Consider the following 17,560-nt stretch of genomic DNA (forward strand, 5'->3'; position numbering starts at 1 on the left):
AAATGGTATGCAGCATGACAGGATACGGACGTTCAACTGAGAGAAATGATCAACACACCATAACAGCCGAAATGAAATCGGTTAATCACCGTTTTTTTGAAATTAACGTAAGAATGCCTAGACAATTGATGTCTGTTGAGGATAAAATCAAAAAAGTGATCTCATCCGAGGTTAAAAGAGGACGGGTTGAAGTATACATAACGATTGAAGGCGAAGCGCTGGCAGAACGGGTCATTGAAATTGACTGGAAGCTGCTTGACCAGTATGCGGATGCTGCGTCTGAAATGGAAAACCGGTATCAGACCGGGAGCAGGCTGAAGCTTTCAGATCTGTTCAGGCTTGACAGTGTCTTTTCCGTGGCTGAAATGGCTAAAGGAAATGAAACACTTGAAGAGTTGATTCTTTCGGCTGTCAGGGGTGCTGCCATGCAGCTTAAGGATATGAGGCGCGAAGAAGGATCCTATCTGAGAATTGATCTTCTGAAGCAGCTGTCTGAAATAGAGGGATATGCAGACGAGATTGAAAAGCATGCCCCGGACGTTTTGCTCCGTTATAAAAACAGGCTCGAAAAGAAGATGGCTGAGCTGTCAGGCGGCTCCATCGATGACAGCAGAATCGCAGCTGAAGCAGCCCTCTTTGCTGACCGGGCGGACATATCAGAGGAGATTACAAGAATAAGAAGCCACCTTCTTCAGTTCAGGCAGACAATGGAAAAGCCTGAACCTGCCGGCAGAAAGCTCGATTTTCTTGTTCAGGAGCTGAACCGCGAAGCAAATACGATCGGTTCAAAAGCAAATGACAAGGAGATCTCAAGATGCTCAGTCGAACTGAAAAGCGTGATTGAAAGAATTAAAGAACAGGTTCAAAATATTGAATAATTAGAAGTTAATCGTTTATGCCGGGCCTTTTAGGGCAAAAATAGGGTTGTCGTTTATTAGGGGGAGCAAACAGATGAGTATTAAACTAATTAACATTGGCTTTGGGAATATTGTTTCTGCCAATCGGATTATCTCGATTGTCAGTCCTGAATCAGCTCCGATAAAAAGGATCATTCAGGATGCCCGCGACAGAGCGATGCTTATTGATGCGACTTACGGACGCAGAACAAGAGCGGTCGTGATTATGGACAGTGATCATATTATACTATCTGCGGTTCAGCCAGAAACGGTTGCCCACAGGCTTTCAAATAAAGACGAGTTAACAGACGAAGGGTAGGGAAGGTTCTGGATATGAAAGAAAGAGGATTACTCATCGTGCTTTCGGGTCCTTCTGGAGTCGGCAAAGGTACAGTGCGGAAAGCCATCTTTTCGCAGAATACAGACTTTGAATATTCGATCAGCATGACAACGCGCAAGCCTCGCGAGGGAGAAGTGGACGGAGTCGACTACTTCTTTAAAACCAGAGAGGAATTTGAGCAGCTGATCAAAGAGGAAGGCCTGCTCGAATGGGCGGAGTTTGTAGGGAATTACTACGGCACGCCGGTTGAATACGTTGAAAAAACGCTCAGTGAAGGAAAAGATGTCTTCCTTGAGATTGAAGTGCAAGGTGCCCTGCAGGTCAGAAAGGCATTTCCGGAAGGGCTGTTCATCTTCCTGATGCCGCCGAGCTTAAGCGAGCTGAAAAACCGCATTGTTACGCGCGGCACTGAGACACAGGATATCATCAATAACCGAATGGCTGCTGCCAAAGAAGAAATCGAAATGATGGATGCATACGACTATGTAGTCGAAAATGACCAGGTGGACCTTGCCTGTGCACGCATTCGCGCGATCGTAACGGCTGAGCACTGCAGACGTGACCGCATCGCACTTCGCTATAAGAAAATGCTGGAGGTTGAATAAAACATATGCTATATCCATCTATTGACAAACTTATGAACAAACTGGATTCAAAATACACGCTTGTAACGGTTGCCGCAAGACGTGCACGCGAAATGCAGGAAAATCACGATCAGCAGATCGTGAAGCCTGTTTCTCATAAATACGTAGGAAAAGCACTTGAAGAAATTCATTCAGGCCTGCTTGATTATGAAAAACAAGACTAATTGAATCGCTTTTAAAAATAACAACCTGATTCATCATGGGTTGTTATTTTTTCATACTGCCGGCAATTACAGGATAAACAGCACTGATGGGGGGATGTAAAATGAAGGGTAAAAAGATACTCCTTTGTGTAAGCGGGGGAATTGCAGTCTATAAAGCGGCTGCGCTGACAAGCAAGCTGGTGCAGGCGGGAGCAGAAGTGAAAGTGATCATGACGGCCTCAGCCCGTGAATTTGTCCAACCTCTTACGTTTCAGGCACTGTCAAGAAATGATGTCTACTATGACACGTTCGATGAAAAAAATTCTGCCGTCATCGCTCACATCGATCTTGCAGACTGGGCGGATCTGATCCTTGTGGCACCGGCTACAGCCAATACAATCGGAAAGCTTGCAAATGGAATAGCAGATGACATGCTTACGACAACTTTGCTTGCATCAACAGCCCCTGTATGGATTGCTCCGGCTATGAACGTCCATATGTATGATCACCCTGCCGTTAAGAAGAACATTTTGACCCTTTCTCAGTTCGGCTATCAGTATATTGAACCGAGCGAGGGATATCTTGCATGCGGGTATGTCGGAAAAGGCAGGCTTGAAGAACCGGAGAAAATCACGGCGCTGATTACTGCTTATTTTTCTGCTGAAGCTGAACAGCCGCTAAAAGGCAAAAAAATAATCATAACCGCCGGCCCTACACGTGAAAAAGCAGATCCGGTCCGATTCTTCTCGAATTCTTCGACTGGAAAAATGGGATATGCCCTTGCAGCTGCGGCAAGAAACATGGGAGCCGATGTCACTCTGGTGTCCGGTCCGGTGAGTCTTGCACCGCCCCAGGGTGTGGAAACTGTGCAGGTGGAATCAGCAGAAGACATGTACAGGGAAACAGTCAACAGGTTCGCTGAGGCGGACATCGTGATCAAGTCGGCTGCTGTCGCCGATTACCGCCCGCGTCTTGTGTCAGATGAAAAAATGAAGAAGCAGGACGGCGATCTTGTGATTGAGTTTGAACGGACAAAGGATATTTTAAAAGAGCTGGGCGAACGGAAAGAACATCAGATTCTTGTCGGATTTGCTGCTGAAACTCATCATGTTGAAGAGTATGCATTAAAAAAACTTGAGAAGAAAAACCTTGATATGATTGTGGCCAACAATGTAAATCAGGACGGAGCCGGCTTTGGCACGGATACAAACATTGTCACGATCTATAAGCGGAGCGGAGAAAAAATGGAACTTCCCGTTATGTCCAAAGAAGAAGTTTCAAAGAATATACTCCGCGAGATTATCCGTCTTGATAAAGGAGTTTAAATGATGAAGTTTGCCAGTGTAATCGTAGATGTTAAAGCCATGCAGACAGACAGGGCGTTCGATTACCTGATTCCTGAAAAATGGATGGGTTTTATCAAACCCGGCATGCGTGTGATCGTGCCATTCGGACCGCGTGCGGTGCAGGGGTTTGTTATCGCTCTGAAAGACAGCAGCGATTTTGACAAAGTGAAGCCGATTACGGAAGTTATGGATATAACGCCTGCTTTGACGGCGGAGCTTCTTGACATCGGCCACTGGCTGACAGAGTCAACACTCTGCTTCAAAATTTCTGCGTTTCAGGCCATGCTGCCTGCTTCCATGAAAGCGAAGTATGAAAAAGAGATCCGCCTGACATCCTCTGAGGCGAAGGACAGGCTGCATCCAAAGTCTGCCCGCTGGTTTGAGAACGCACCGGGCATCTTCTGGAAAGAGATAGAAAAAAGCGACAGCGTGAAAGAGCTTCAGGGGGATATTGAGCGCGGGCTGCTTGAGGTCATATACCGGGTTAAACAGAAAAACAAACAAAAAACACAGAAGGTCATCCGTGCTGCTGTCACATCAGACGTGCTGAAAGAGGAAGCCTCCGGATGCACGCAGCAGGCAGCAAAGCAAAAAAAAGTACTGGATTATTTCGCAGAACATGGCGGAGCAGCTGTCCCTCTGCAGGAGCTTTTGCTTAAACTGAATATCACGGACTCTCCCGTCAAAACTCTGATCAAGAAAAACCTTCTGTCTGAATCCTACGAAGAAATCTACAGAGACCCTTATGCTGACCGCACATTCCAGAAAACAGAGTCTCTGCCGCTTACACCAGAACAGCAGACGGCGATTGCTCCTATTCTTGACGGCATCGAACGGAAGGCGCATGATGTCTTTTTGATGTATGGGGTCACCGGAAGCGGGAAAACAGAGGTTTATCTTCAATCCATTGAAGCTGTGCTGAATCAGGGGAGGGAAGCGATTGTTCTTGTGCCTGAGATCTCACTGACGCCGCAGATGGTCAACCGGTTTAAAGCAAGGTTCGGATCGCTTGTTGCGGTCCTCCACAGCGGACTTTCGATCGGTGAAAAATACGATGAGTGGAGAAAAATCCGCCGCGGTGAAGTTAAGCTTGTCGTAGGTGCAAGGTCTGCCGTTTTTGCTCCGTTTACAAACCTTGGCATGATCATCATTGATGAGGAGCATGAAGGCAGCTACAAGCAGGAAGAAAATCCCCGCTATCATGCAAGGGATGTAGCCATTTACAGGGCAAAGCGCCACAAGTGTCCTGTTGTCCTCGGCAGCGCAACTCCTTCTCTTGAATCGTTTGCACGAGCAGGCAAAGGGGTTTATCAGCTGCTTACCTTAAAAGAACGAGTGAACAGCCGCCCCCTTCCCGAAGTGGAAATTGTGGATATGCGGGATGAACTCAGGAGCGGGAACAGGACAATGTTTTCTAAAGTTCTGCTTGAGAAGCTGGAAGACAGGTTAGAAAAAGGGCAGCAGTCGGTCCTGTTCCTGAATAAAAGAGGCTATTCCTCCTTTATCATGTGCAGAGACTGCGGCTGTGTAAAGGGCTGTCCCCATTGTGACATTTCCCTTACGTATCACAAGCGCGGACATTTGTTGAAATGCCATTACTGCGGTCATGAGGAGCCGATGCCGAATGTCTGCCCTGAGTGTGCAAGCGAGCATATCCGCTTTTTTGGCACCGGCACACAGAGGGTTGAAGAGGAACTGGCAAAAGTTCTTCCGGAAGCCCGGATTATCCGCATGGATGTTGATACTACGGGGAAAAAAGGGGCGCATGAAAAACTTCTTACGGCGTTCGGCAACAAAGAGGCGGATATCCTTTTAGGCACACAGATGATTGCAAAAGGACTGGATTTTCCAGATGTGACGCTTGTTGGAGTTCTGACGGCAGATACGATGCTGCATTTGCCTGACTTCAGGGCTTCCGAAAAAACGTTTCAGCTCCTGACCCAGGTCTCCGGCAGGGCGGGAAGGCATTTGCTTCCGGGAGAAGTTGTGATCCAGTCTTATTCACCGGAGCATTACAGTATCCAGCTTGCAGGAAAGCATGATTATGATTCATTTTACATGCAGGAGATGACAGCAAGAAAGCAGCATGCATACCCTCCGTTTTACTTTCTTGCACTCGTCACGGTCAGTCACCCTGATCTGTTAAAGGCCGTCTCTGTGACGGAGAAAATTTCCCAGCACCTGAATCACAAATTGTCAAATCATGTTCAGATTCTCGGTCCGTCCGCTTCGCCAATTCCAAGGGTAAACGATAGATATCGCTATCAATGCATGATAAAATACAAGCGGGAAGAAAATCTTCATTCTGCGCTGAAGATGATCATTGAACGGTTTCAGCAGGATATGAACAAAAATCAGCTGTCCATTTCAATCGATATGAATCCTAACGCCATGATGTAGGTTTCAGAATTCGGATTAGCGTCAAAACTGGAGAAAAAATAAGCTTTTAAGTAGTTGGAGGACGTTTCATTGGCTATTAAACCGATTGTTCTGCATCCGGCAGATGTGCTGGAGCAGGAATGTGAAGATGTAACAGTATTTGACAGGAAACTGTCAAAGCTGCTGAAAGATATGTATGATACAATGATTGAACTTGACGGTGTGGGACTTGCCGCTCCCCAAATTGGAGTGCCTGTCCGTGCAGCTGTTGTTGATATAGATGATCATCACGGGACGATTGAACTCGTTAACCCGGTGATCATTGAAAAAAGAGGCTCTCAGACTGGTCCTGAGGGCTGCTTGAGTTTTCCCGGCCTTTTTGGAGAAGTAGAGCGGAGCGAGTATGTAAAAGTGCAAGCTCAAAACCGCAAAGGCAAACCATTTGTGATGGAGGCAAATGGTTTTTTAGCGAGAGCGATCCAGCACGAAATTGATCACCTTCATGGAATTCTTTTCACGTCCAAGGTGACAGCCTATTTAAATGAAGAAGAGCTAGAAGAATCGGAAGGATGATGGTCATGACACGAATTGTATTTATGGGAACTCCTGACTTTTCGGTTCCTGTTTTAAAAAGACTTATAAATGAGGGGTACAATGTGGTCGGGGTTGTGACCCAGCCAGACCGTCCAAAAGGCAGAAAAAAAACTCTTACGCCGCCGCCTGTAAAGGTGGAAGCAGAAAAGCAGAATATACCCGTTCTGCAGCCTGAAAAAATCAGGGATAAAAAAGAACTTGAAAAAGTGCTCGCTTTGCAGCCTGATCTCGTTGTAACCGCCGCATTCGGGCAAATTCTTCCGAATGAACTGCTGGAAGCGCCTAAGCACGGCTGCATTAATGTCCATGCTTCGCTGCTTCCTGAACTGAGAGGCGGGGCTCCGATTCATTATTCAATCCTTCAGGGGAAAAAGAAAACGGGCATAACCATTATGTATATGGCTGAAAAGCTTGATGCCGGCGATATTCTTACCCAGGCTGAAGTGGAAATTGATGAACGGGATCACGTAGGAACTCTGCACGATAAATTAAGTGCTTCAGGGGCGGATCTTCTGTCTGAAACGCTGCCTTCACTCCTGGAAGGCAAGCTTACACCGCAGAAGCAGGATCACGAAAAAGCGACATTCGCTTCAAATATTAAACGGGAACAGGAAATCATTGACTGGACGAAGTCCGGAGAGGACATTTATAACCATATCAGAGGATTAAACCCCTGGCCTGTTGCCTATACCTACCTTAATGGCCAGGTTGTGAAAATCTGGTGGGGAGAAAAAATGACTGGAAGCATTCATACCGCACAGCCGGGAACCGTCATCGGAATTGATTCAGATGGAATCGTCGTCTCCACAGGAAATACGACAGCCATCAAGATCACAGAACTTCAGCCGTCCGGAAAGAAGAAAATGAACGGCGAAGATTTCCTTCGCGGCGCACAAATCCAGGCTGGAGACAAGTTGGGAGAGAGCCATGAAGAAAAATAATGTCCGTGAAACGGCTCTTGAAACGCTGCTCATGATTGAAAAAAACCAGGCGTACAGCCATCTTCTGCTAAACTCCATGATAAAAAAGCACGGAGTAAAAGAGATTGATATCCCTCTGCTTACAGAAATCGTATACGGGACGCTGCAGCGCAGGGATACGCTGGATTTTTATCTTGCGCCTTTTATTAAAAATGCCAAAAAAACTGAGCAGTGGGTGCAAAATCTCTTAAGACTTTCCGTGTATCAGATGGTATACCTGGACAGAGTGCCGGAGCGCGCTGTTTTTCACGAGGCAGTTGAAATTGCAAAACACAGGGGCCATAAAGGCATTGCATCCTTTGTCAACGGCATCTTAAGATCGATTCAGCGGCAGGGGCTGCCCTCCACTGCTGAGATAAAAGATGAGGCAGAGCGCATCGCTGTTGAAACAAGCTTCCCGCTATGGCTTGTGAAGCGCTGGATCAGCCAGCTTGGGGCCGCTGATGCAAAAAAAATGTGCGAAGCCACTTTGACGCCGCCAAGTGTATCAGCACGTGTCAATTTTATGAAAAACACCCGCGGGGAGCTAATGGAGCAGCTTTTAGCAAAAGGCTTTCAAATTGAAGAAGGCTATCTGACTGCTGATGCTATTAAAAGCCTGAAAGGCAGCCTTGTGCAGACGGAAGAATTTAAAGAAGGCAGGTTTACGATTCAGGATGAAAGTTCGATGCTGGTTGCCAGAACTCTTGCACCTGAAAAAGGAGATGCTGTTTTAGATGCATGTGCAGCGCCGGGCGGAAAATCAACCCATATTGCGGAGATTCTCGAGAACACAGGGACCGTCTACTCCCTTGATCTCCACAAGCAGAAAGTCAGCCTGATCACAGAACAGGCGGAAAGACTCGGCCTTACGAACATTAAGACTGAGGCAATGGACAGCAGAAAAGTGCATGAGCGCTTTAAAAACGAACAATTTGACAAAATACTGGTCGATGCCCCATGCTCAGGACTTGGGGTTGTCAGACGAAAGCCTGACATTAAATACACGAAATCAGCCGAAGACGTGAAAAGACTGTCGCAAATTCAGCTGGAAATTCTGTCATCTGCCGCGCCTTTACTTAAAAAAGGTGGTACACTAGTCTATAGTACATGTACAATTGACAGCGAAGAAAACGGGCAGGTTGTTGACAAATTCCTTGCAGAACACAGTGAATTTGAACTTGATTCAGCAATGGCTGACCGGCTGCCGGAGGCTGCAAAGCCATATGCAGACGGCGGGCAAGTGCAGATTCTGCCCCACTATTTCGGAACTGACGGATTTTATATAGCAAGCTTAAGAAAGAAGGTGTAAAAATGGAAGAGGTAAAACGCACAAAGAAAACAGTCATCGAAGAAAACAAAAAACCTTCCATTTATTCTCTCGAACTGGGAGAAATAAAAAACTGGCTGACAGAAAACGGAGAAAAGCCTTTCAGGGCTGCTCAGATTTTTGACTGGCTTTATATTAAACGGGCAACAGCATTTGAAGAGATGTCAAATCTTTCAAAGGCGCTCAGAACAAAACTTGAGGAGAACTTTACGCTTACCACGCTTAAAACGATCATTCAGCAGACATCAAGCGACGGCACGATGAAGTTCTTATTCGAGCTGCACGACGGCTATTCCATTGAAACGGTTCTCATGCGCCATGAATACGGCAATTCAGTATGCGTTACAACACAGGTCGGCTGCCGGATCGGCTGTACGTTCTGCGCTTCAACACTGGGCGGATTAAAACGCAACCTCGAAGCAGGAGAAATCGTTGCTCAAGTCGTAAAAGTACAAAAGGCTCTTGATGAACTTGGAGAAAGGGTAAGCCATGTCGTCATCATGGGAATCGGAGAACCGTTTGATAACTATGACGAAATGATGGGATTCCTTAAAATCATCAATCATGACGACGGTTTGAATATCGGTGCACGCCATATTACCGTATCTACAAGCGGAATCATTCCTAAAATCTACAAATTTGCGGACGAACAGCTGCAAATTAACTTCGCTGTATCGCTGCATGCACCGAATACAGAACTCAGAAGCCGCTTAATGCCGATCAACAGAGCATATAAACTGCCTGAGCTAATGGAAGCTATTGAGTATTATGTGAACAAAACAGGACGACGCGTCAGCTTCGAATACGGGCTGTTCGGCGGAGTAAATGATGGGGTAGAACACGCTGAAGAGCTCGCAGCGCTTATTAAGCATCTGAAATGCCATGTAAACCTGATTCCCGTTAACTATGTGCCTGAGCGCGATTATGTAAGAACTCCTAAAGAACAGATTGATCTTTTTGAGAAAACATTGAAAAAGCGCGGCATTAATGTAACGACAAGACGCGAGCAGGGTCATGATATCGATGCGGCATGCGGTCAGCTGAGAGCGAAGGAGCGCAAAGAGGAGACGAGGTGACTTCATGGAAACCGTTATCGCAACAGACAGGGGAAAAGTGAGACAGCACAATGAAGACAGCGTTGGTGTTTTTCAAAATAAAGACGGTGATGTTTTAGCCGTCGTGGCTGACGGAATGGGCGGCCATTTAGCAGGTGATGTAGCAAGCCAGATGACAATTGCAGCATTAAAAGAGATGTGGGAGGATGCCTCGGGCATTTCCTCCCCGGATCTCGCCTCAGGCTGGCTTTCGGACCATGTGGCAAAGGTGAATCTGACATTGCTGCACCATGCTAAAACACATCCTGACTGCAGCGGAATGGGAACGACTGTTGTGGCGGCTATTTGCACAGAAGCTTTTGCAACTGTCGGCCATATTGGCGACAGCCGCGGCTATCTCTGCAACAGCAGCGGATTCAAACAAATTACAGAAGACCACTCACTTGTCAATGAACTGGTGAGATCCGGACAAATATCAAGAGAAGATGCCGAGCATCACCCGCGCAAAAATGTTCTTGTAAGGGCTTTAGGGACAGAAGAACATGTTGAACTAGACATGACTTCTATTTGTCTTGAAGAATCTGACCTTCTTCTATTATGTTCCGACGGGCTGTCGAACAAAGTAGGTGAAGAGGAGCTTAAAGATTTGCTTTCATCCGGGGGGGCGCTTCAGACCATTGCTCAGGAACTGATCAGAAAGGCGAATGATAACGGGGGAGAGGATAACATTTCACTCGTCATCGTCAAACAGCCGTCTGAAATCAAAGAGGGTGATGGGGCGTGCTGATCGGCAAGCGGTTAAGCGGCAGATATAAAATACTCCGCGTGATTGGCGGCGGAGGAATGGCTAACGTATATTTGGCGCGGGACATGATTTTAGACCGCGATGTTGCAATGAAAGTTCTCAGGTTCGATTTTTCAAACGACGACGAATTCATTAAACGGTTCAGACGTGAGGCTCAGTCCGCAACAAGCCTTGCCCACCCGAATATTGTCAGCATTTTTGATGTTGGAGAAGAAGACGGCATCTACTATATTGTCATGGAGTATGTGGAAGGAAACACACTTAAGCAATACATACAGCAGTATGCTCCCCTGCACCCTAGAGAAGCACTCAATATTATGGAGCAAATCGTATCAGCCATTGCACACGCCCATGAAAACCACATTGTCCACCGGGATATCAAGCCTCATAACATCCTGATCGATCCCCATGGCAATGTGAAAGTAACGGATTTCGGAATTGCAATGGCACTGAGCTCGACCACGATTACCCAGACCAATTCTGTCCTTGGATCTGTCCATTACCTTTCGCCTGAACAGGCAAGGGGAGGAATGGCAAATAAAAAATCAGATATTTATTCACTTGGCATTGTCCTGTTTGAATTATTGACCGGAAGACTGCCGTTTGACGGAGAATCGGCCATCTCCATTGCGCTGAAGCACCTGCAGTCTGAAACGCCTTCTGCCAAGCGCTGGAATGCAACGGTTCCTCAAAGTGTTGAAAACATTATTTTAAAAGCAATGGCAAAGGACACGTTCCACCGCTATGAGTCTGCTGAAGAGATGGAAGCCGATCTTTCAACCGCTTTAAATCCGGAACGGCTTCATGAAGAAAAGTTTGTCATACCGGAAGATACAGAGGCAACAAAAGCCATTCCGATTATCACGGATTCAGATATGTTTGAAAAAACCGGTGATACGCTAGTTCGTGCGCCTGAACCGGCTGCAGAAGAAACGTCTGCAAAAAATGCCCCGGTAAAGAAAGAAAAAAAGAAAAAAGAAGAGAAAAAGAAAAAAAGCAAAGCAGGAGTCATCCTGATCAGCCTCTTTTTGATCCTTCTTGCAGCAGGAGTTGCCGCTGTCACCGTTGTGCCGGCCCTGATGATGCCAAAGGATGTGGAAGTTCCTGATCTGACAGGGATGAAATATCAGGATGCGGTAGAGAAGCTTGTCTCGGAAAAATTTGAAGTGGATGATCCCATCCTGATTGCCGATGACGAAATTCCGGAAGGGGATGTCGTCAAAACGAAACCTGAAGCAGGCAGAATGGCAAAGGAAGGGGACAGCATTATCATCTACCAGAGCTCAGGCAAAGAGAAAGTCGAGCTTGATGATTATGTGGACAGAGACATTACAAGAGTCCGGGAGCTCCTTGAACGTAAAGGATTTGAAAAAATCACGGTCGAAGAAGAATTTAATGAAGCAGCAGCGGGAACGATTTTAGAGCAGGATCCTGAACCGGGCGACATGGTCATTCCAAGCGAAGATGAAATCGTGCTGACTGTAAGCGCCGGGCCGGAGGAATTTGAACTTCAGGACTTAAGAGGCTATTCAGAAGAAGCTCTGAATGCCTATATCGAGGACAAGCAGCTTGTGCTTGTAACGAAGGAAGACTTTTCTGACACTGTGACTAAGGGGGAAGTGATCTCACATACTCCCGAGCCGTCAGCAAAAGTACTTCCGGGCGACACCGTTGAGGCCACTGTTTCCCTCGGGCCGAAAGAAAAGCCTGCCAAAAAAGTCAAACGGGTAATTGAAATTCCTTATCCGGAAGAGCTAGCAGGACAGCCGGCAGAAGTGAAAATCAGCATCGATGATGCCGAGCGGTCTGTAGCCGATGATTCTCAAATCTTTACTATTACAGAGAGCATAACTAAAGAAATCGAATTCACAATCGAGCCCGGTGGAAGAGCCTATTACATGGTAATGGTTGACAACCGCGTTGAGAAAACCGAAACCATCCCATATGAGTAATACGTGAATCACCAAGGAGGAAATGTATGCCTAAAGGCAAAATTATCAAAGCGTTAAGCGGGTTTTACTATTGTCTTGACGGTGATAAGACCATCCAGTGCCGCGGCCGCGGGGTTTTCAGAAAAAACAAAATCACCCCGCTTGTCGGCGATGAAGTCGTGTATGATTACGAAAATGAACGGGAAGGCACAATCCAGGAAGTGCTCGAGAGAAAAAACGAGCTTGTCCGTCCCCCGATTGCAAACGTTGATCAGGCTATTTTAGTGTTTTCAGCAGTCGAGCCTGATTTCAGCCCTGTTCTGCTTGACCGTTTTCTCGTTCTGATTGAATCTAATGACATTGAACCTGTCATCTGCATCAGCAAAATGGATTTGATCAAGGATGAAAAACAGCGTCAGGAAATCGAAGAATATGCAGCGGATTACAGAAAAATCGGGTATGAGGTGATGCTCACTTCTACTCTCGAGGAAGACGGAATTACTGAACTGCGTCCGCTGCTGAACGGCAGAATCTCTGTTTTTGCGGGACAGTCAGGTGTCGGAAAATCTTCGCTGCTGAATGTTCTGCGCCCTGAACTTTCACTGAAGACGAGCGGCATATCGTCTCATTTGGGCAGGGGAAAACATACGACACGCCACGTGGAGCTTATCCAGGTCGGAACCGGCCTTGTCGCTGATACCCCCGGTTTCAGTTCACTTGAATTTATGAACATAGAAACAGAAGACCTTTCCTACTGTTTCCCTGAGATGCGGGGTGTGAGCGGAGACTGCAAATTCAGGGCATGCACGCACATTTCAGAGCCGAAATGCGCCGTGAAGGAAGCTGTTGAGAATGGCAGTATTCCTGCTTACAGATATGAACATTATTTAAGCTTTATAGAAGAAATTAAAGACAGAAAGCCGAGGTACTGATCATGATTAAAATTGCACCTTCCATCCTTTCAGCAGACTTTTCAAAGCTTGGAGCGGAAATAGAGGATGTTGAAAGAGGCGGAGCTGATTATATTCATGTTGATGTGATGGATGGACATTTTGTCCCGAATATCACGATCGGTCCGCTGATTGTGGACGCGATCAGACCTGTGACAAAGCTTCCGCTGGATGTGCATTTGATGATTGAAAATCCGGATGCATACATCCCGGCATTTGCAAAAGCGGGTGCTGACATTATTTCTGTTCACGCTGAAGCATGCCCTCACCTGCACCGTACGATCCAGCTGATTAAATCAGAAGGCGTAAAAGCAGGTGTTGTGCTGAATCCTCATACCCCTGCTGATATAATCAGGCATGTGATTGATGAAGTGGATCTTGTCCTGCTGATGACGGTGAATCCGGGCTTCGGCGGGCAGTCTTTTATCCATGCTGTTCTTCCGAAAATAAGAGAAGTGGCTGACATGGTTAAAGAACGGGGTCTTCAAACAGAAATCGAAGTAGACGGAGGAGTAAACGCCGAAACAGCAAGATTGTGCATTGAAGCAGGAGCAAACGTCCTGGTTGCCGGCTCTGCTGTTTATAACAAGAGTGACCGCAAACAGGCTATTGATCAAATAAGAAACGCATAAGAACCGCCAAGAGCGGTTCTCTTTTTTTAGATTTAAACCATAACATTATTATGTAAACAGGAGTGGTTAGCAGTGAAGATTCACATCGTCGCAGGAGGTCCTGAAACGTATATTCCATCATTGAAGGATTATCAAACGGAAGATGCCGTCTGGATTGGCGTTGACAGGGGAGTGATTTATCTGCAGCAGGCGGGCATTATACCTGACAGGGCGTTTGGAGACTTTGATTCTGTGACAGAAAAAGAGCTTAACACGCTGAACAGTTCAGCTGTGCATCTTGATCTTTTTCCTGCGGAAAAGGACCAGACAGACACGGAGATTGCCCTGGAATGGGCGGTGAAAATGAACCCTGAAGCCATCATCCTCTTCGGTTCAACAGGCGGCAGGCTTGATCACTTCCTTGCAAACACACAGCTTCTGGCACGTTATCCGGAAACGAAAATTGAAATCATTGACCGGAAAAATCAGCTTTCTGTTTTCCTCCCCGGCACCCGCAGCGTGCATTCTGACAGCAGATTTCCGTATATCTCGTTTCTGCCCGTGAGCCCGGAAGTAAGGGATATTACACTTGAGGGATTTAAATATCCGCTTTCAGGCTGTCATATAAAGCTTGGATCGACACTTTGTATTAGTAATGAACTTATTCGTCCATCCGGTACTTTTTCATTCAGCAGCGGCATATTAATGATGGTAAGAAGTACTGATGAATAACTTCAAACATGAAGGTTAACCACATAACCTGGGCATAACCGGTTTCTTACATGATGGGCTTCGCCCCAGCAGCAAACTGAACGAATGGCTGAGGAGGGAAAGTATGAAATTTTATACAATCAAGTTACCGAAGTTTTTAGGTGGCATTATCAGGGCAATGCTTGGGTCGATGAAGAAGGATTAATGAAAAGCGGATATGAGGTTTTGAAACTATAAAAAAAGCACCGCCATAGCGGTGCTTTTTTTATATGTTCCCTTATGGGAATCAAAAGCAGAACTTTTGATTATACACGCTCAACTTTACCGGACTTCAAAGCGCGAGCAGATACATATACGCGTTTTGGTTTGCCGTCTACTAAGATGCGTACTTTTTGAAGGTTAGCACCCCAAGTACGTTTTGAAGCGTTCATTGCGTGAGAACGTGAGTTTCCAGAACGTGTTTTTCTACCAGTGATTACGCATTTACGTGCCATCGTATTCCCTCCTAACTGCAAAAAACCTTACCAATTCAAACATTAATAGTCTTGTTTGTCATGAGATACTTTAATAATTTATCACAACTCCTTTCTGAATGCAATAGTTCTTGCTTTTGCTTTCAAGAATTTTTCCTTGACATACATGAATATTTCATGCTGAATAATACTATAGGGTAAGAGGTCCTTAAAGCTGTGCCGCAGAATAACTTTTAAAAATCGCCTGTATATAGTAAAATAGCTTTAGCCTATGCGAACAATTCCAAAGGGGGAACCATCATGTCCATCGAGATGAAAACAAAGTACGGACACATTGACATATCCAATGAAGTCATTGCAACGGTTGCTGGCGGTGCAGCCATTGACTGTTATGGCATTGTCGGAATGGCATCCAAAAACCAGATCAAAGACGGCATCACTGAAATTCTTAGAAAAGAAAACTTCAGCCGGGGCGTTATTGTCCGCCAGGAAGAAGATCACATCAACATTGATATGTACATTATCGTCAGCTACGGAACGAAAATCTCTGAAGTGGCACATAATGTTCAAACGAAAGTGAAGTACACACTGGATAAAACAGTCGGACTAGCTGTTGATTCAGTCAATATTTTTGTTCAGAGTGTTCGTGTAACGAACCCGTAGTAAGGAGGAAAAAGTCCGTGTCAATTACAACTTTAGATGGAAAACGTTTTGCGGAAATGATCTTGCAGGGGGCAGGCCACCTGTCAAACAATGCAGATTATGTAGATGCGCTGAACGTTTTTCCGGTTCCGGACGGAGATACCGGGACGAATATGAACCTTTCCATGACATCTGGAGCGAAAGAGGTTCAAAATCATGTATCTGAGCATATCGGCAAAGTCGGTCAGGCACTGTCAAAAGGCCTGCTTATGGGAGCCCGCGGAAATTCCGGGGTTATTCTTTCCCAGCTGTTCAGAGGATTCTCAAAAGCAATTGAATCAAAAAGCACGATTTCTGCAGCTGAATTTGCAGCTGCTCTTCAAGCTGGCGTCAACACAGCTTATAAAGCGGTCATGAAGCCCGTTGAAGGAACAATTTTAACTGTAGCAAAAGATTCAGCCAAAAAAGCTGTTGATACAATAGAGGCAAAGCCGGAGATCAGCATCGATCAATTGATGGAAGCTGTATTTGCGGAATCTAAGGCATCACTGAAAAGAACCCCTGACCTGCTTCCTGTCCTAAAAGAGGTAGGAGTTGTCGACAGTGGCGGACAAGGTCTTGTGTTTGTTTATGAAGGATTTCTTGCCGTATTAAAAGGTGAGAAAGTGTCTTCTGCCAAAGTTGCAGCGTCCATGACGGACCTTGTGAGCGCAGAGCACCACAAAAGCGTTGCATCCCACATCAATACAGAAGATATTGAATTTGGATACTGCACGGAATTTATGGTGCGCTTTGAGGATGATAAAGAGCCATTCAAAGAAGATGCGTTCAGACAGGATCTGAGTGAACATGGTGATTCCCTTCTGGTAATTGCAGATGATGAAATTGTAAAAGTACATATTCACGCAGAGTATCCTGGAAAAGTTCTGACATATGCACAGACCTACGGCAGCCTGATCAATATGAAGATTGAGAATATGCGCCAGCAGCATACTAGTCTGCTTGACAGCGGGGATGCACCATCAAAGCCTGCTGAAAAGAAAGAAAAACAGCCTTACGGTATTGTGACTGTCACAATGGGCAAAGGAATTGCCGAGCTGTTCCGCAGCATCGGATCACACTCTGTCATTGAAGGCGGACAGACGATGAACCCGAGCACAGAGGACATTGTCCAGGCCATTAAAGATGTGAATGCTGAAACAGTGATCATTCTGCCGAATAACTCCAATATCGTGATGGCTGCACAGCAGGCTGCGTCTGTTGTGGATGATAACGTCATCGTGATTCCGTCTAAAACCGTTCCTCAGGGAATGGCAGCACTGCTTGCCTTTAACCCGTCAGCAGCAGCTGAGGAGAATGAAGAAGTCATGAAAGAAGCGCTTGGAACGGTTAAGACAGGTCAGATCACGTACGCAGTCCGCGATACGAATATTGACGGCCTTGATATTGAAAAGGGCGATTTCATGGGTATTGCAAACGGCAAGATTGTGACAAAAGACCGTAATCAGCTGGCATCTGCCAAAAAACTTCTTGATTCCATGATGACAGAAGACGACGAAATATTGACTGTCCTTCAGGGCGTTGATGCAGCCGATGATGAAATGCAGGAACTTGTTTCCTATATCGAAAGTAAATTTGAAGATGTGGAAGTAGAAGTCCATAAAGGGGAGCAGCCTCTTTATTCCTACATTTTTTCAATCGAATAAGCAGGAAAGAATAGAAGGGCGATCCCCTTCTATTTCTTATGTCCA

Annotated in this window: 19 protein-coding genes; 18 read left to right on the top strand and 1 reads right to left on the bottom strand. The window is 46.0% G+C overall.

The features are described 5' to 3' along the window. Positions 1–2: 2 nt before the first annotated feature. The 16 genes from AZ46_RS04550 to spoVM all read left to right on the top strand — a co-directional run bounded on the left by AZ46_RS04550 (position 3) and on the right by spoVM (position 14,899). A complete protein-coding gene (locus AZ46_RS04550; RefSeq protein ID WP_029281441.1) occupies positions 3–878 on the top strand; it encodes a YicC/YloC family endoribonuclease in 876 nt (291 codons plus the stop codon). Positions 879–951: 73 nt separating this feature from the next. Continuing rightward, positions 952–1,215, top strand: a complete 264-nt coding sequence (remA, locus tag AZ46_RS04555) for an extracellular matrix/biofilm regulator RemA (RefSeq protein ID WP_029281439.1) — start codon at positions 952–954, stop codon at positions 1,213–1,215. Positions 1,216–1,229: 14 nt separating this feature from the next. Continuing rightward, positions 1,230–1,841: a guanylate kinase gene (gene gmk, locus AZ46_RS04560; RefSeq protein ID WP_029281437.1), complete on the top strand. Its 612-nt coding sequence runs from the start codon at positions 1,230–1,232 to the stop codon at positions 1,839–1,841. A 5-nt stretch (positions 1,842–1,846) separates the two neighbouring features. Next, entirely contained in the window at positions 1,847–2,044 is a 198-nt protein-coding gene (gene rpoZ / locus AZ46_RS04565) for a DNA-directed RNA polymerase subunit omega (protein ID WP_029281435.1), read from the top strand. Positions 2,045–2,145: 101 nt separating this feature from the next. Beyond that, positions 2,146–3,348, top strand: a complete 1,203-nt coding sequence (gene coaBC / locus AZ46_RS04570) for a bifunctional phosphopantothenoylcysteine decarboxylase/phosphopantothenate--cysteine ligase CoaBC (protein WP_029281433.1) — start codon at positions 2,146–2,148, stop codon at positions 3,346–3,348. 3 nt (positions 3,349–3,351) lie between these two features. Next, a complete protein-coding gene (gene priA / locus AZ46_RS04575; RefSeq protein WP_029281431.1) occupies positions 3,352–5,769 on the top strand; it encodes a primosomal protein N' in 2,418 nt (805 codons plus the stop codon). A gap of 69 nt (positions 5,770–5,838) precedes the next feature. After that, the gene (gene def / locus AZ46_RS04580; RefSeq protein ID WP_029281429.1) at positions 5,839–6,321 is read left to right on the top strand and encodes a peptide deformylase; all 483 of its coding nucleotides are present in this window, start codon (positions 5,839–5,841) and stop codon (positions 6,319–6,321) included. A gap of 5 nt (positions 6,322–6,326) precedes the next feature. After that, positions 6,327–7,283, top strand: a complete 957-nt coding sequence (fmt, locus tag AZ46_RS04585; protein ID WP_029281427.1) for a methionyl-tRNA formyltransferase — start codon at positions 6,327–6,329, stop codon at positions 7,281–7,283. Continuing rightward, a complete protein-coding gene (gene rsmB, locus AZ46_RS04590; protein ID WP_029281425.1) occupies positions 7,270–8,613 on the top strand; it encodes a 16S rRNA (cytosine(967)-C(5))-methyltransferase RsmB in 1,344 nt (447 codons plus the stop codon). The genes fmt and rsmB overlap by 14 nt, the downstream gene beginning before the upstream one ends. A 2-nt stretch (positions 8,614–8,615) precedes the next feature. Then, entirely contained in the window at positions 8,616–9,707 is a 1,092-nt protein-coding gene (gene rlmN, locus AZ46_RS04595) for a dual-specificity RNA methyltransferase RlmN (RefSeq protein WP_029281423.1), read from the top strand. Between the two features lie 4 nt (positions 9,708–9,711). Beyond that, entirely contained in the window at positions 9,712–10,473 is a 762-nt protein-coding gene (locus tag AZ46_RS04600) for a Stp1/IreP family PP2C-type Ser/Thr phosphatase (protein WP_029281421.1), read from the top strand. Continuing rightward, entirely contained in the window at positions 10,467–12,443 is a 1,977-nt protein-coding gene (gene pknB / locus AZ46_RS04605) for a Stk1 family PASTA domain-containing Ser/Thr kinase (protein ID WP_029281419.1), read from the top strand. Before AZ46_RS04600 ends, pknB begins: the two co-directional genes overlap by 7 nt. A 26-nt stretch (positions 12,444–12,469) precedes the next feature. Continuing rightward, positions 12,470–13,354, top strand: coding sequence for a ribosome small subunit-dependent GTPase A (gene rsgA, locus AZ46_RS04610; RefSeq protein WP_029281417.1), 885 nt, complete (start codon positions 12,470–12,472; stop codon positions 13,352–13,354). A gap of 2 nt (positions 13,355–13,356) precedes the next feature. Further along, positions 13,357–14,004 carry a ribulose-phosphate 3-epimerase gene (gene rpe, locus AZ46_RS04615; protein WP_029281415.1) on the top strand — a complete coding sequence of 216 codons (648 nt, stop codon included), beginning with the start codon at positions 13,357–13,359 and terminating at the stop codon, positions 14,002–14,004. A 72-nt stretch (positions 14,005–14,076) separates the two neighbouring features. Next, entirely contained in the window at positions 14,077–14,715 is a 639-nt protein-coding gene (locus AZ46_RS04620; RefSeq protein ID WP_029281413.1) for a thiamine diphosphokinase, read from the top strand. A 103-nt stretch (positions 14,716–14,818) separates the two neighbouring features. Continuing rightward, positions 14,819–14,899 carry a stage V sporulation protein SpoVM gene (gene spoVM / locus AZ46_RS04625; RefSeq protein ID WP_035206513.1) on the top strand — a complete coding sequence of 27 codons (81 nt, stop codon included), beginning with the start codon at positions 14,819–14,821 and terminating at the stop codon, positions 14,897–14,899. Positions 14,900–14,999: 100 nt separating this feature from the next. Here spoVM and rpmB read toward each other — a convergent pair whose 3' ends face one another. Then, positions 15,000–15,188 (bottom strand): 50S ribosomal protein L28, encoded by a 189-nt coding sequence (gene rpmB, locus AZ46_RS04630; protein WP_029281412.1) that lies wholly within the window; start codon positions 15,186–15,188, stop codon positions 15,000–15,002. 279 nt (positions 15,189–15,467) lie between these two features. Here rpmB and AZ46_RS04635 point away from each other — a divergent pair, with 279 nt between their 5' ends. Then, entirely contained in the window at positions 15,468–15,830 is a 363-nt protein-coding gene (locus AZ46_RS04635) for an Asp23/Gls24 family envelope stress response protein (RefSeq protein WP_029281411.1), read from the top strand. Positions 15,831–15,847: 17 nt separating this feature from the next. Further along, positions 15,848–17,515, top strand: coding sequence for a DAK2 domain-containing protein (locus tag AZ46_RS04640; RefSeq protein WP_029281410.1), 1,668 nt, complete (start codon positions 15,848–15,850; stop codon positions 17,513–17,515). Positions 17,516–17,560 lie beyond the last annotated feature (45 nt).

Origin of the sequence: Metabacillus indicus LMG 22858 (genome assembly GCF_000708755.2) — a bacterium.
GTDB lineage: Bacteria > Bacillota > Bacilli > Bacillales > Bacillaceae > Bacillus_P > Bacillus_P indicus.

What these genes read in the sequence shown, in the direction of transcription:
- rlmN (WP_029281423.1), top strand. Translation starts at nt 8,616, where the DNA reads ATGGAAGAGGTAAAACGCACAAAGAAAACAGTCATCGAAGAAAACAAA.
- rpmB (WP_029281412.1), bottom strand. Translation starts at nt 15,188, where the DNA reads ATGGCACGTAAATGCGTAATCACTGGTAGAAAAACACGTTCTGGAAAC.
- coaBC (WP_029281433.1), top strand. Translation starts at nt 2,146, where the DNA reads ATGAAGGGTAAAAAGATACTCCTTTGTGTAAGCGGGGGAATTGCAGTC.
- rsmB (WP_029281425.1), top strand. Translation starts at nt 7,270, where the DNA reads ATGAAGAAAAATAATGTCCGTGAAACGGCTCTTGAAACGCTGCTCATG.
- AZ46_RS04600 (WP_029281421.1), top strand. Translation starts at nt 9,712, where the DNA reads ATGGAAACCGTTATCGCAACAGACAGGGGAAAAGTGAGACAGCACAAT.
- rsgA (WP_029281417.1), top strand. Translation starts at nt 12,470, where the DNA reads ATGCCTAAAGGCAAAATTATCAAAGCGTTAAGCGGGTTTTACTATTGT.
- fmt (WP_029281427.1), top strand. Translation starts at nt 6,327, where the DNA reads ATGACACGAATTGTATTTATGGGAACTCCTGACTTTTCGGTTCCTGTT.
- AZ46_RS04550 (WP_029281441.1), top strand. Translation starts at nt 3, where the DNA reads ATGGTATGCAGCATGACAGGATACGGACGTTCAACTGAGAGAAATGAT.
- gmk (WP_029281437.1), top strand. Translation starts at nt 1,230, where the DNA reads ATGAAAGAAAGAGGATTACTCATCGTGCTTTCGGGTCCTTCTGGAGTC.
- priA (WP_029281431.1), top strand. Translation starts at nt 3,352, where the DNA reads ATGAAGTTTGCCAGTGTAATCGTAGATGTTAAAGCCATGCAGACAGAC.
- rpe (WP_029281415.1), top strand. Translation starts at nt 13,357, where the DNA reads ATGATTAAAATTGCACCTTCCATCCTTTCAGCAGACTTTTCAAAGCTT.
- AZ46_RS04635 (WP_029281411.1), top strand. Translation starts at nt 15,468, where the DNA reads ATGTCCATCGAGATGAAAACAAAGTACGGACACATTGACATATCCAAT.
- spoVM (WP_035206513.1), top strand. Translation starts at nt 14,819, where the DNA reads ATGAAATTTTATACAATCAAGTTACCGAAGTTTTTAGGTGGCATTATC.
- remA (WP_029281439.1), top strand. Translation starts at nt 952, where the DNA reads ATGAGTATTAAACTAATTAACATTGGCTTTGGGAATATTGTTTCTGCC.
- rpoZ (WP_029281435.1), top strand. Translation starts at nt 1,847, where the DNA reads ATGCTATATCCATCTATTGACAAACTTATGAACAAACTGGATTCAAAA.